The organism is Pseudomonas arvensis (genome assembly GCF_056688935.1).
Genome location: NZ_CP162038.1, coordinates 5019893 through 5033803, shown reverse-complemented (window position 1 = coordinate 5033803; position 13911 = coordinate 5019893). Strand labels below are relative to the sequence as shown.

The 13911-nt window shown below is 62.8% G+C and carries 14 protein-coding genes; 5 read left to right on the top strand and 9 right to left on the bottom strand.

What is annotated here, in order from left to right; genetic code table 11:
* Positions 1-23 precede the first annotated feature (23 nt).
* The 6 genes from ptsP to AB3G88_RS22815 form a co-directional block, all read right to left on the bottom strand.
* Positions 24-2537 carry a phosphoenolpyruvate--protein phosphotransferase gene (gene ptsP, locus AB3G88_RS22840; protein WP_480451768.1) on the bottom strand — a complete coding sequence of 838 codons (2514 nt, stop codon included), beginning with the start codon at positions 2535-2537 and terminating at the stop codon, positions 24-26.
* Positions 2538-2573: 36 nt separating this feature from the next.
* Positions 2574-3584 (bottom strand): SIS domain-containing protein, encoded by a 1011-nt coding sequence (locus AB3G88_RS22835; protein WP_480454472.1) that lies wholly within the window; start codon positions 3582-3584, stop codon positions 2574-2576.
* Positions 3577-4683 (bottom strand): N-acetylglucosamine-6-phosphate deacetylase, encoded by a 1107-nt coding sequence (gene nagA, locus AB3G88_RS22830; RefSeq protein WP_099585585.1) that lies wholly within the window; start codon positions 4681-4683, stop codon positions 3577-3579. Before nagA ends, AB3G88_RS22835 begins: the two co-directional genes overlap by 8 nt.
* A gap of 10 nt (positions 4684-4693) precedes the next feature.
* Positions 4694-5452 carry a GntR family transcriptional regulator gene (locus AB3G88_RS22825; RefSeq protein WP_099585584.1) on the bottom strand — a complete coding sequence of 253 codons (759 nt, stop codon included), beginning with the start codon at positions 5450-5452 and terminating at the stop codon, positions 4694-4696.
* A 260-nt stretch (positions 5453-5712) separates the two neighbouring features.
* Positions 5713-6216, bottom strand: coding sequence for a L,D-transpeptidase family protein (locus tag AB3G88_RS22820; protein WP_480451766.1), 504 nt, complete (start codon positions 6214-6216; stop codon positions 5713-5715).
* A 28-nt stretch (positions 6217-6244) separates the two neighbouring features.
* Positions 6245-6793, bottom strand: a complete 549-nt coding sequence (locus AB3G88_RS22815) for an NUDIX hydrolase (RefSeq protein WP_099585582.1) — start codon at positions 6791-6793, stop codon at positions 6245-6247.
* 146 nt (positions 6794-6939) lie between these two features.
* Between AB3G88_RS22815 and AB3G88_RS22810 the strand changes: the two genes are divergently transcribed.
* From AB3G88_RS22810 to purT, 5 genes are all read left to right on the top strand, one after another.
* Positions 6940-7542 (top strand): CoA pyrophosphatase, encoded by a 603-nt coding sequence (locus tag AB3G88_RS22810; RefSeq protein ID WP_033898592.1) that lies wholly within the window; start codon positions 6940-6942, stop codon positions 7540-7542.
* 36 nt (positions 7543-7578) lie between these two features.
* Positions 7579-8103, top strand: a complete 525-nt coding sequence (locus tag AB3G88_RS22805) for a gamma carbonic anhydrase family protein (protein WP_099585581.1) — start codon at positions 7579-7581, stop codon at positions 8101-8103.
* A complete protein-coding gene (locus tag AB3G88_RS22800) occupies positions 8100-8315 on the top strand; it encodes a DUF1289 domain-containing protein (RefSeq protein WP_158877165.1) in 216 nt (71 codons plus the stop codon). The genes AB3G88_RS22805 and AB3G88_RS22800 overlap by 4 nt, the downstream gene beginning before the upstream one ends.
* Positions 8316-8467: 152 nt before the next feature.
* Positions 8468-8935 carry a VUT family protein gene (locus AB3G88_RS22795; protein ID WP_099585579.1) on the top strand — a complete coding sequence of 156 codons (468 nt, stop codon included), beginning with the start codon at positions 8468-8470 and terminating at the stop codon, positions 8933-8935.
* A 69-nt stretch (positions 8936-9004) separates the two neighbouring features.
* Entirely contained in the window at positions 9005-10186 is a 1182-nt protein-coding gene (gene purT, locus AB3G88_RS22790; RefSeq protein ID WP_099585578.1) for a formate-dependent phosphoribosylglycinamide formyltransferase, read from the top strand.
* Between the two features lie 53 nt (positions 10187-10239).
* Here purT and AB3G88_RS22785 read toward each other — a convergent pair whose 3' ends face one another.
* From AB3G88_RS22785 to AB3G88_RS22775, 3 genes are all read right to left on the bottom strand, one after another.
* Positions 10240-11550, bottom strand: a complete 1311-nt coding sequence (locus AB3G88_RS22785) for an MFS transporter (protein WP_099585577.1) — start codon at positions 11548-11550, stop codon at positions 10240-10242.
* A gap of 192 nt (positions 11551-11742) precedes the next feature.
* Entirely contained in the window at positions 11743-12981 is a 1239-nt protein-coding gene (locus AB3G88_RS22780) for a transporter associated domain-containing protein (RefSeq protein ID WP_480451762.1), read from the bottom strand.
* A 12-nt stretch (positions 12982-12993) separates the two neighbouring features.
* Positions 12994-13806, bottom strand: a complete 813-nt coding sequence (locus AB3G88_RS22775; protein WP_099585575.1) for a cytochrome C assembly family protein — start codon at positions 13804-13806, stop codon at positions 12994-12996.
* Positions 13807-13911 lie beyond the last annotated feature (105 nt).

The following is a 13911-nucleotide window of genomic DNA, read 5'->3' as shown; positions in this document are numbered from 1 at the left end:
GAGTCTCCTTTTTCTTGTTGTTGTCAGCTCAATGGCCAGTGGCGGTGACAGGCTTGGCGAACGGCCTTGGCGCTGCTCAGGTTGAGCAATTCCTGGCTCCGTTGCCGGCATTGCGCGGCGTCCAGATGGCGCACGCGATCCTTGATTTCGCCAATTTGTGGCGGGCTCACGGACAGCTCGCGCACCCCGAGGCCAACCAGCACGGGAGTGGCCAGCGGGTCGGAGGCCAGGGCGCCACACACACCGACCCATCGGCTATGCTTCGCCGCGCCTGCGCAGGTCTGGGCAATCAGGCGCAACAGCGCCGGGTGCAGGGCATCGACCCGGGCGGCCAGGCCGGCGTGGTCACGGTCCATGGCCAGGGTGTATTGCGACAGGTCATTGGTGCCGATGGACAGAAAGTCCGCATGTTCGGCCAGTTGTTCGGCCATCAGCGCGGCGGCCGGTACTTCGATCATCACCCCCAGTTCCGGGCGTTGGGTCAATTCCAGTTCGGCACATAGCTCATCCAGGCGCTGGCGGATGTGCAGCAACTCGTCGACTTCGCTGACCATCGGCAACAGGATCCGGCAGCGGGCCAGCGGGCTGACTTGCAGGAGGGCGCGCAGTTGCTGGTCGAGCAGTTCCGGGCGCACCTGGGCCATGCGGATACCGCGCAGGCCCAGCACCGGATTGGCCTCGGCGGGCAGCGGCAGGTAATCGAGTTGCTTGTCGCCGCCGACGTCGATGGTGCGGATGATCACCGACTTGTCGCCCATGGCATCCAGCACGGCCTGATAGGCCAGGCGCTGTTCCTGTTCATCGGGCGCGGTGTGGCGGTCAACGAACAGGAATTCGGTACGCAGCAGGCCAACGCCGTCGGCGCCGTTTGCAAAGGCAAGCTGTGCTTCGCTGCTGGAGGCCACATTGGCGGCGACTTCGACACCCACGCCGTCGAGGGTCTGGGCCGGCGTCCGGGCGAGGGTCTGTTGCTGCTGGCGCTTGAGCTTTTGCGCATCGCGGAGCTGATGGACTTCGGCGTGTCGTGCCTCGTCAGGGTGCAGTTCAAGGCGGCCATGGGCAGCGTCCAGCACCACCCGTTGGCCTTGCGGTACAGCCAGCACTTCGCCGCCCAATGCCACTACGCACGGCAAACCTTTGCCCCGGGCCAGGATCGCCACGTGGGAGGTGGCGCCGCCTTCGGCCATGCAGATGCCGGCTGCGTTTTGCGCGCTCAGTTGCAGCAGGTCCGAGGGAGTCAGTTCATGGGCGACGACAATGGCGCCAGCGGGCAACTCAAATTGCCAGGCCTCGCCCAGCAGTGCGCGCAATACTCGTTGCTGCAAATCCCGCAGATCGTTGGCGCGCTCGGCAAACAAGGGTTTACCCAAACCCAGCAACACCGCGCATTGGGCCTGGATTGCATTGCGCCAGGCATGGGTGGCGGCGCTACCTTGTTCGATGGCGCCAGTGGCGGCGTCCAGTAGTGTCGGGTCTTCCAGCAGGGCCAGATGGGCGGCGAAGATCTCTTCTTCCTCGACGGCCTTGCGCTGGCGGGCGTGCTCCAGGGTATTGCGGATTTCGCCGCGTACCCGTTCCAGGGCGCTGTTCAGGTGTTGCAGTTGTTCATCACGCGCATGGTTACCCGGGTCCTGCGGCAGCTCGATGGTGTTGAGCCGGAACAGCGGCCCGCAGACCAGGCCGGGGGCTGCGCAGACACCCTGCAATACGCCCGCTTCGGTATTGAGCGGGCGCGCCGCGACGATCACCGGGGCATGCACTTCTTCGTGGGTGGCAACGGATAACGCTGCGACCAGTGCCTGCAACGCCGCATCACAATCCTTGCCCTGGCAGGTGACCTGTACCTCGTCCTGCTCACCGATGCCCAGCCCCATCAACCCCATCAGGCTGGCGCACGACGCCGATTTACCGGCGAAATGCAGCTGCGACTGGCTGCTGAAGCCTTGGGCGGTCTTGCGGATCAGGGCGGCGGGGCGCGCATGCAGGCCGCCGCGATGGGTGATGCGCACGCTGGCGCTGGCATGTGCCTGGGAGTTGTCGGCCACCGCAGCCTGCACGACGCCAGCCTGACGCGCGACGATGCGCAGCAATGCCTCGCCGACCTTCACAGTATTCAACGCCACCGGGCGCACTTCGAACTGTTCGCCATTGGTGAGAATGATCAGGCTGACCAGGCTTTTGCACTGGCGGGCGATGCGGTCCAGGTCAAAGCGCACCAGGGCTTGCCCGTTGCTGACCCGCGTACCTTCCTTGACCAGTAAGGCGAAGCCTTCGCCTTGCAGTTCGACGGTGTCGATACCCACGTGCAGCAGGACTTCGGCGCCATTGTCGGCGCGGATGGTCAGGGCGTGGCCGGTACGGGCAACATGGATCACCACGCCAGCGCACGGCGCATGCAGGCAGTCGTTGAGGGGGTCAATGGCAATCCCGTCGCCCATGGCGCCACTGGCGAACACTTCATCTGGAACGTTGCCCAGGGTCAGCACCGGTCCGCTAAGAGGGGCGCTGAGGGTGAGGTCATTATTATTGTCGGGCATGGGCACGGTACTCATCAGGAAACGACGGAAATCAACTCAATGGGTGCGAGTGACTTTGCTCAGGTGACGGGGCTGGTCCGGGTCCATGCCCCGGGCCTGGGCCAAACCTGCAGCCATCACATAGAAGCTCTGGATCGCCAGGATCGGGTCCAGGGCCGGGTGTTCGGCACGGCTCAAGGTCAGGTCGCGTTCGGCGATATCGTCGGGCGCGGCCAGCAGTACTCGGGCCCCACGTTGGCGCATTTCCGCGGCCAGGGTCAGCAGGCCCGGCTGTTCGGCGCCGCGTGGGGCGAATACCAGCAGCGGGTAGTTGTCATCAATCAACGCCATCGGGCCGTGGCGCACTTCGGCGCTGCTGAAGGCTTCGGCCTGGATCGCCGAGGTTTCCTTGAGTTTGAGCGCGGCTTCCTGGGCGATGGCAAACCCGGCGCCACGGCCGATGACCATCAGGCGTTGGCAGTCGCGCAGGGCGAGGATGGCCAGGCTCCAGTCCTGAGTCGCCGCTTCGCGCAGGCCGGCGGGCAAGGCATCGCAGGCGTCGAGCAGGCCGTCTTCCTGATTCCAGTGGCCGACCAACTGGGCGCTGGCGCTCAAGGTGGCGATAAAGCTCTTGGTCGCGGCCACGCTGCGCTCGGGGCCTGCGCACAGTGGCACATGGAATTCGCAGGCGGCTTCCAGGGGCGAGTCTTCGGCATTGACCATCGACACACTCAAGGCCCCGCGCTTGCGCAGCAGGCGCAGGCTGTTGACCAGGTCCGGGCTCTGCCCCGACTGGGAGAACCCGAAAGCCACCTGACCGCTGACCTTCAGCGGCGCCTGGGACAGCGTCACCACGGACATCGGCAACGACGCCACCGGAACGCCCATGTGCTGCATGGCCAGGTAGGCGAAGTAGCTGGCGGCGTGGTCCGAGCTGCCACGGGCGATGGTCATCGCCACTTGCGGCGGCTGGCGGCGCAGGCGTCCGGCGATCTCTTCGAGTATCGGGTTCAGGCGTTGCAGTTGCGCCGCGACGGCCTCACAGGAGGCCAGGGCCTCTTCAAGCATTTTTGAAGTCAATGGTTTCTCCTTCGACCATTACGTCGGTGAGGTGCAGGGAGCGGTCCAGGCGTACGCAGTCGGCAAAGCTGCCGGGTTGCAGGCGGCCGCGTTGTTCCAGGCCCAGATAGTCCGCCGGAAATTGCGACAGGCGCTGTGAGGCTTCGTTGACCGGCAGGCCGATCTTCACCAGGTTGCGCAGCGCCTGATCCATGGTCAGGGTGCTGCCGGCCAGGGTGCCGTCGGCCAGGCGTACGCCGCCCAGGCATTTGGTCACGGTGTGGCTGCCCAGCTTGTACTCACCGTCGGGCATGCCGGCGGCGGCGGTGGAGTCGGTGACGCAGTACAGGCACGGGATCGAGCGCAGGGCCACGCGCATGGCGCCGGGGTGCACGTGCAGCAGGTCCGGGATCAGTTCTGCGTAGGTCGCATGGGCCAATGCCGCGCCGACGATGCCTGGCTCGCGGTGATGCAGCGGGCTCATGGCGTTGTACAAATGGGTGAAACTGGTCGCGCCGGCAGCCAGGGCGGCGACGCCTTCTTCATAGCTGCCCAGGGTGTGGCCGATTTGCATGCGCACGCCGCGTTGGCTGAGGGCGCGGATCAGGCCGTCATGGCCGGCGATTTCCGGGGCTATGGTGATCACCCGGATCGGTGCCAGGCGCAAATATTCCTCGACCTCGGCCATCAATGCGGTGTGGGCGAAGTTGGGTTGCGCGCCAAGTTTGCCGGGATTGATGTAGGGACCTTCCAGGTGTACGCCCAGCACACGGGCGCTGCCGGCCGGGCGGTGTTCGCAGAACTGGCCGAGTTCACCGAGCACCCGGGAGATTTCCTCGACCGGGGCAGTCATGGTGGTGGCCAGCAGCGAGGTGGTGCCGAAGCGCACATGGGTGCGGGTGATGGTCTCGAAGGCGTCGATGCCTTCCATGATGTCCTTGCCGCCGCCACCGTGCACATGCAGGTCGATAAAACCCGGCAGCAAGTAGGGCAGGTCGTTGTCGGCCGGATCGCAAGGCACACCTTCGACGGCGCTGACCTTGCCTTCGTGGTGCACCAGGCGGCCGCGAATCCAGCCGTGGGGCGTGAGGATATTGTCTTCGGACATGGGCAGTTCTCTAAGGCCGCAACTCGGCGGCAAAGTCGTATCGACGCAGCTCTGCGACAAAGTCGTAGTAATCGTTGCGGCAGTAGGTGTCGGTGATCTCGATCGGCGTGTTGTCGGCGGTGTAGCCCACGCGGGTCATCAGCAGCATGGCGGTGCCGGGGGCGATGCCCACCAGGGCGGCGAACTCGTCCGAGGCGTTGACCGCCTGGATATGCTGCAGGGCACGCACGATGGGCTTGCCGATACTTTCCAGGTACTCGTACAGCGAGCTGCCGATGGCTTGCGGTTGCGGCAGCACCGAGGCGGGCAGGGTGGTCATCTCAATGGCCATGACGGTGTCGTCGGCTTTACGCAAACGCTTGAGGCGCGCCACTTTGTCGGTGGGCGACAGGGCCAGGCGGATCAGTTCTTCGTGGGTCGGCGGGGTGATGTCGCGTTCCAGCCATTGTGAGCTGGGCACAAAGCCCTTGAGGCGCAACATCTCGCTGAAGCCCGACAGGCGCGACAGCGGCTGTTCCAGGCGTGGGGTGATAAAGGTGCCGGAGCCCTGGCTGCGGCGGATCAGGCCTTGGGCAAACAACACTTCCAGCGCCTTGCGGGCGGTGACCCGCGAGATGCTCAACTGCTCGCTGAGGACGCGTTCCGACGGCAGTGCCTGTTCGGACTTCCACTCGCCGGCATGAATGGCGGCTTCGAGCTTGCGGGCCAATTGCAGGTACAGCGGGGTGGATTGCTTGTCGTCTGGGCGTAGGGCCAGGATGGGATTCATCTGTCAGGTTTCCGATGCGTTATTGGAGTGTTGTCGCCCGGCATTGGCCGAAAATTAATACCACTTAAATACCATGTCAATCCTGCCAAAAGGGTGCAGATACGGCTTTCTTGGCCCTGTAACGGGGCTTGGTCTCAAGTGGTATTAGAGAGGTCTTTATGGCGCGCAGAAAAGCGCAGCCCGCGCGGTGAACTGGTATTCACCGGCAGGCGTTGTGAGAGGCGGGGATTTTTTTGAATTATTTTACGAGCGGTCGCTGATTACGGCCGGATCTCGATCAGGGTGCCGTCTTTGACCAGGGTCCAGACTTCACGCATGTCCACGTTGCGCATGCCGATGCAGCCGTCGGTCCAGTCCAGGGTGTGGAACCACTGTTCCGGGTAGTCTTCGGTGTCGGGGGTGCCGTGGATCATGATCATGCTGCCGGGCTTCACCCCTTCGCGGCGTACGCGGGCGGCGTCGCTGATATTGGGGTAGGAGATGTGCATGGCCAGGTTGAAGCGCTCGCTGGTCTTGCGCCAGTCGATCCAGTACAGGCCTTCCGGAGTGCGGCGGTCGCCCTCGATCAGCTTGTGGCCCTTGGGGTTTTTGCCCAGGGAAATGCGGTAGGTCTTGAAGGGTTTGCCGTCGTTGATCAGTTGCAACTGATGGGCGGACTTGAGCACCAGGACTTTTTCGACGGTTTTGCCGCCCAGGGTCTCCACGGTGGAAGCCGGCGACAGCGTGGCGAACGACAGGCAGAGCAGAGCAAGCAACCAACGCATTGAAACGATTTCCCTTGATGCCGGATTATTATTGGGCGGGCTTGCCCATCGGCGGCACAGCCTCGCTGCGCACCGGGTAGGACTGTTCGCGGCGGTCAGCGAAAAAGCATTCTAAGGTACGTGCCACCGTGCGGAAAGCCAGCTCGGACCAAGGGATGTCGGCTTCGTCGAACAGCTGCACTTCAAGGCTTTCGGGACCTGCAGCGTAGTCCAGGTCGACCAGCTCGGCGCGGTAGAAGATATGCACCTGGTTGATGTGCGGCACGTCGATGAGGGTGTAGATCGCCAGGTTGCGCACGCGGGCGCAGGCTTCTTCCAGGGTTTCGCGGGTGGCGGCCTGTTCGACGGTCTCGCCGTTTTCCATAAAGCCTGCGGGCAAGGTCCAGTAACCCAGGCGCGGCTCGATGGCGCGGCGGCACAACAGCACCTTGTCGCCCCACACCGGTACGGTCCCGGCGACGATATTGGGATTCTGGTAGTGAATGGTCGAGCAGTGATCACACACAAAACGCAGGCGCCCGTCGCCTTCGGGAATGCGTTGGGACACCGGTTTGCCGCACTGGCTGCAGAATTTCATGCTGGGGTTCCTGGAAAGTGCGCCTATCTTGGCGTGGCGGGCGGGGGCCTGCAAGTTGTCGTTTAGCGACACCCGCCGGGTTTTGGGGTTGGGCGCCCGCCCGCTTTGGTGCATGATGCTTGGTAGCCAACAGACCGAGATGACTCATGCTGGACGAGCTACTTCGCCGGGTAAGCAACCACACCCCCCACACGCTGGAAACCGACGGGCGTTTCCCCGAGGCCGCGGTGCTGGTGCCGATTACCCGCAGTGACGAACCTGAGCTGATCCTGACCCTGCGCGCCAGCGGCCTGTCGACCCACGGTGGCGAAGTGGCGTTTCCCGGCGGTCGCCGCGACCCCGAAGACCCGGACCTGATTTTCACCGCCCTGCGTGAGGCCGAAGAGGAAATCGGCCTGCCGCCCGGCCTGGTCGAAGTGATTGGCCCGTTGAGCCCCCTGATTTCCCTGCACGGTATTCGCGTCACGCCTTATGTCGGTGTGATCCCCGATTACGTCGAGTACCTGGCCAACGATGCCGAAATCGCCGCCGTGTTCAGCGTGCCCCTGGATTTTTTCCGACAGGATCCGCGTGAACATACCCACAGAATCGATTACCAGGGGCGCAGTTGGTACGTGCCCAGCTATCGGTTTGGCGAGTACAAGATCTGGGGGCTGACGGCGATCATGATCGTCGAGCTGATCAATCTGCTCTATGACGATGCCCAGATTAGTCTGCACCAGCCGCCTAAAAGCTTCATCAATATCTAAAGCCATCGTTTGAATGGCGAGCCGTGAGGACACACCATGAAATACCGCTTGGGCGACGCCCGCGTCGAGACGCACCCCAACAGCTGGGTGGCACCCAATGCCACGCTGGTGGGCAAGGTCAAGCTGGAGGAGGGCGCCAATGTCTGGTTCAACGCGGTATTGCGTGGCGACAACGAACTGATCCTGATCGGCAAGAACAGCAACGTGCAGGACGGCAGCGTGATGCACACGGACATGGGCTTCCCGCTGACCTTGGGCACCGGCGTGACCATTGGCCATAACGCCATGCTGCACGGCTGCACCGTGGACGATTACAGCCTGATCGGCATCAATGCGGTGATCCTCAACGGCGCGAAAATCGGCAAGCACTGCATCATCGGCGCCAATTCGCTGATCGGCGAAGGCAAGGAAATTCCCGACGGTTCGCTGGTAATGGGCTCGCCGGGCAAAGTGGTGCGCGAGTTGACGGACGCGCAGAAGCGCATGCTCGAAGCCAGCGCCGCGCACTATGTGCATAACTCGCAGCGGTATGCCCGTGACCTGGCCGAGCAGTCAGAATGAACCCGACTGAACGCCCCGTCGCCTCGCCGTGCGTGAGCATTTGCGCGCTGGACGATGACGATATCTGCACTGGCTGCCAGCGGACGGTGGATGAGATTACCCGTTGGAGTCGTATGGATAACACCGAGCGCCGGGTGGTGCTGGGGTTGTGCCATGAGCGGGCGGTGGCGGGTGGATTGGTGTTTATGGTTTCTGGTAAATCCGGCGCCTGATAGATCGCCATCGGGGGCAAGCCCCCTCCCACAATTGAATGTATTCACAGATCAAAATGTGGGAGGGGGCTTGCCCCCGATGAGGCCCTCCCAGACGACATATTTCCAAATGTGAAGTACCCTGTGCCCCTTGTTCACAGGTCCCTCGCCCCATGCTCTTCCTGATCGCCTACATCAGCAGCGTCGTGCTGATCAACTTCGCCTTCTCCACCGCCCCGCACCTGGACGTAATCTGGTCCGCCTGGGGTGGGCTGGTCTTCATCCTGCGCGACATGGTGCAAACCCGCTTCGGCCATGGTGCGATCGTCGCCATGCTGGCGGCGCTTGTGCTGTCCTATGTCACTTCCGACCCGGCCATCGCACTGGCCAGTGCCACGGCTTTCGCGGTGTCCGAATGCATCGACTGGCTGGTGTTCAGCATCACCAAGCGCCCACTCCACGATCGCCTGTGGATAAGTTCGGCGCTGAGCATTCCCCTCGATACGTTTATCTTCTTCGGCCTGATCGGTGCCCTGACGCCCGCAGTGGTGGGCACCGCCCTGGCCTCGAAATTCGCCGGTGTGACGGCGGTCTGGTTGATCATGGCCTGGCGCATTCGCAAGCGCGCCGTCGCCAACTGAGGCCAATTTTTACAGTTCATGTAAAATGCCGGCCTTTCTCCCCATGATCCGCTCCCCTGAGGACCTGAGATGACCCGAATCGGAACTCCATTGTCGCCAACCGCGACCCGCGTATTGATGTGTGGCTGCGGTGAGCTGGGCAAGGAAGTGGTAATCGAGCTGCAACGCCTGGGCGTTGAAGTGATTGCCGTGGATCGCTACGCCAACGCCCCGGCCATGCAAGTGGCGCATCGCAGCCATGTGATCAACATGCTCGACGGCGCTGCCCTGCGTGCAGTGATCGAAGCCGAGAAGCCGCACTTCATCGTGCCGGAAATCGAAGCCATCGCCACCGGTACGCTGGTGGAACTGGAAGCCGAAGGTTTCACCGTGATCCCTACCGCCCGTGCAGCGCTGCTGACCATGAACCGTGAGGGCATTCGTCGCCTGGCTGCTGAAGAGCTGGATCTGCCGACCTCGCCGTACCACTTCGCCGACACCTTCGAAGACTACAGCAAGGCTGTCCAGGACCTGGGCTTCCCGTGTGTGGTCAAGCCGGTGATGAGTTCGTCGGGCAAGGGCCAGAGCCTGCTGCGCAGCGCTGACGACGTGCAGAAAGCCTGGGATTACGCCCAGGAAGGCGGGCGTGCTGGCAAAGGCCGCGTGATCATCGAAGGGTTTATCGACTTCGACTACGAAATCACTCTGCTGACCGTGCGTCACGTCGGCGGCACCACCTTCTGCGCGCCGGTCGGTCACCGTCAGGAGAAGGGCGATTATCAAGAGTCCTGGCAGCCTCAGGCCATGAGCCCGGTTGCCTTGGCTGAGTCCGAGCGGGTTGCCAAAGCCGTGACCGAGGCCTTGGGTGGTCGCGGTCTGTTTGGTGTGGAATTGTTCATCAAGGGTGATCAGGTGTGGTTCAGCGAAGTGTCGCCGCGCCCGCACGACACCGGTCTGGTGACCTTGATTTCTCAGGATCTGTCGCAGTTTGCCCTGCACGCACGCGCCATCCTGGGCCTGCCAATCCCGCTGATCCGTCAGTTCGGGCCTTCGGCGTCAGCGGTGATTCTGGTGGAAGGGCAATCGACCCAGACCGCCTTTGCCAACCTCGGCGCGGCACTGAGCGAGCCGGACACGGCGTTGCGTCTGTTTGGTAAGCCAGAAGTGAATGGCCAGCGCCGCATGGGCGTGGCGTTGGCGCGGGATGAGTCGATTGAAGCGGCTCGGGCCAAGGCCACCCGGGCTTCCCAGGCTGTTGTGGTAGAGCTCTAAAAGCATCGGGGGCGGTGCGACGATTCGACTTGCCCCCCCCCGATAGCGGTCTATCAGGCCACCTTGTTCAAATCATTATCCCGCGTCTCTTTCAGGCACAGCACAGCAATCAAGCTGAGCAACGCTGCCGCCGACACATACCCGCCGACATAACTCAGCCCGCCCATCGCCACCAGTTTGGTCGCGAAAAACGGTGCAGCCGAAGCGCCCACGATCCCGCCCAGGTTATACGCCGCCGAAGCCCCGGTATAACGCACGCGTGTCGGGAACAGTTCCGGCAGCATCGCGCCCATCGGCGCGAAGGTCACACCCATCAGGAACAGCTCCAGCGCCAGGAACAGCGCCACGGCCCAGGTCGAACCGTGGGTCAGCAAGGGTTCCATGGTGAAGCCGGACAGGATGGCGAGAATCGCGCCGACGATCAGCACCGGCCTGCGTCCATAGCGATCACTGGCCAAGGCCGCCAGCGGTGTGGCCAACCCCATGAACAGCACCGCGAAGCACAGCAGGCCAAGGAAGGTTTCGCGGCTGTAGCCCAAGGTCGACACGCCGTAGCTCAGGGAAAACGCCGTGGTGATATAGAACAGCGCATAGCACACCACCATCGACGCGGCGCCCAGCAGTACGGGCAGCCAATGCTGGCTGAACAATTCCACCAGCGGCACCTTGACCGGTTTTTCCTTGGCCACGGCGTTGGCGAACACCGGGGTTTCATGCAGCTTCAACCGTGCATACAGGCCGACCATCACCAGCGCGGCGCTGAGAATGAACGGGATGCGCCAACCCCAACTGCGGAATTGCTCGTCGTCAAGGCTCATGGCCAGGATCAGGAACAGGCCGTTGGCCGCCAGAAACCCGATCGATGGGCCAAGCTGCGGGAACATGCCGAACCAGGCGCGTTTGCCTTTCGGAGCGTTCTCGGTGGCCAGCAGTGCCGCGCCGCCCCATTCCCCGCCCAGCCCAAGGCCTTGGCCGAAGCGCAGCACGCACAACAGGATCGGTGCCCAGGCCCCGATGGTGTCGTAGCCCGGCAGCAAGCCGATCAGCGTCGTGCACACGCCCATCAGCAGCAGCGAGGCCACCAACGTGGACTTGCGGCCGATACGGTCACCAAAGTGGCCGAACAGCGCCGAGCCCAGTGGGCGGGCGATGAAGGCGATGCCGAAAGTCAGGAACGACGCCAGCATCTGCGCGGTGCCGGAGGTCTGCGGGAAGAACACCGGGCCGATCACCAGGGCTGCGGCGGTGGCGTAGATATAGAAGTCGTAGAACTCGATGGCGGTGCCGACGATGCTCGCCGTGGCGACCCGTGCAGTCGAATTGGTCGGGGCGGCGGTCGCGGCCTCGTTATAGGTGGTGCTCATTGAGTTATCCCTGACAGTCATTGCGCGTTTGGACGCGGATTATTATTGGTCGAACACCCGTGGATCAGGGTTGTGCGCGGTCGGGCGAAGCTTGAGTAAGCCGCAGGGATTATAGGAAGGGGTCTGGAATTACAACAAGAGCCGACACGCCGCAAATCAAAATGTGGGAGGGGGCTGTTCACCGTCAGGCAGTTACGCGGCGACGGGTATCCGGCTGGTGTGCCAGATCAGCACCTTGGCCACGCGGTTGTCCTCGGTTTCAAGGATTTCCAGGCGGTAGCGGCCGATTTTCAGGCACACCGCGCAATCCGGAATGGTCTCCAGCGCTTCGGTCACCAGGCCGTTGAGGGTCTTGGGGCCGTCGCTGGGCAGGTGCCAGCCCAGGCTCTTGTTCAGTTCGCGGATCGAGGCGGCGCCATCAATGATGTAGCGGCCATCGGGTTGCGCTTCGATATGCGGGTTGTCCGTGCCCTGTTCACTTTCGAATTCACCGACGATTTCTTCGAGGATGTCCTCAAGGGTCACGATGCCCAGCACTTCGCCATACTCATCCACCACCATGCCCAGACGTCGCTGCTGTTTGTGGAAGTTCAGCAGTTGCAGTTGCAGAGGCGTGCTTTCCGGGACGAAATAGGGTTCGTGGCAGGCGGCGAGCAGCGCCTCTTTGGTCAGGCTGGCGTCGGGCAGCAGATGCTTGACCTGCCGGGTATTGAGCACGGCCTGGACCTGGTTGATATCACTGTGAAACACCGGCAGGCGTGTGCGTGGCGAGATGCGCAGCTGTTCGATGATGGCTTCGATCGAGTCGTCGAGGTTGATGCCGTCCACTTCGCTGCGGGGCACCAGGATGTCATTGACGGTGATGTTGTCCAAGGCGTGGATGCCGGGCATGCGAGGGGTGTGGTCGGCATCGGGCTCGGGTTCGTCATCGTGATCGTGACCGGGCAGAGGCTCGTCGCTCTTTTTCACCGCGCCGGATTTTCGTGCAAACGGGCGCAATAACAGCATGCTGATGCCATTGAGCAGCCAGGCTGCGGGGTAGAGGATTTTCAACGGCACGCCCAGCAACGTATTGCCAAAGCCCAGCACCGCGTGCGGATGGCGGATAGCCAGGGCGCGAGGCAGGTAATCGGCCAGCACCAGCAGGAGTACGCAGGAAATCAGCCAGCCGAGCCAAGGACCATTCAGCGCCCAGGCATAGATCGCCAGCAGCGTGCAGAGAATCACCACGGCGGCGCGACACAGGCTGTTGCACAGGATCAGGCTGTTACGCGGGAAGTTCAGGCGGGCGGCCGCTTTATCACCCTGGCGTGTACCGGGGCGCAGGGCGAGCAAGTGGTGTTGTGCCGCTTCAATGGCGGTAAACAGCCCGGCCCATAACACCAGCAAGGCGATTACTGCGAGCATCGGCCCTAAGGGCAGGTTATCCATGATTGCTGCCCGTCAGATATGCAGGATGTATTCGCGAACCAGCTTGCTGCCGAAATAGGCCAGCATCAGCAGGCAGAAACCGGCCAGGGTCCAGCGGATCGCCTTGTGCCCACGCCAGCCGAGGCGGTTGCGGCCCCACAGCAACACGCTGAACACCACCCAGGCCAGGCACGCCAGCAGGGTTTTGTGCACCAGATGCTGGGCAAACAGGTTCTCCACGAACAGCCAGCCGGAAATCAGCGACAGCGAGAGGAGTGTCCAGCCGGCCCACAGGAAACCGAACAGCAGGCTTTCCATGGTTTGCAGCGGCGGGAAATTCTTGATCAGGCCGGAAGGGTGCTTGTGTTTGAGCTGATGGTCTTGCAACAGCAGGAGCAGGGCCTGGAACACCGCGATGGTGAACATGCCGTAGGCCAGGATCGATAACAGGATATGCGCGAGAATGCCGGGTTCTTCGTCGATCACCTGCACGGTGCCGGTGGGGGCGAATTGTGCCAGCAGCACCGTCAGCACGCCCAACGGGAAGAGCAGGACCAACAGGTTCTCGACGGGAATCCGATAACAGGCCATCAGCGTCAGGGCAATGACCGCAGCAGCGATCAGGCTGGCGGCGCTGAAAAAGTCCAGGCCCAGGCCAACCGGCGTCATCAGGTGGGTAAACAGGCTCGCGGCATGGGCCAGCAGGGCGAGGACGCCGAGGCCGACCAGCAGGCGTTTGTCTGCCTTGGTGCCTTGGGCAAGACGAGTGCCCTGATAGAGGGTCGCAGCGGCATACAAAATGGCGGCGGCGAGGCTGGGTAGCAAACTGGGTGACAAGGGGACCATAAATCCTGATAGACAAGCCCGAAAGGCGCTGAGTTTGGCATACACCTGCGTTCCACGAAAGACTCCAGGACCAGACAGCGGGTGTGCATGGGCGCAGTCTTCGCT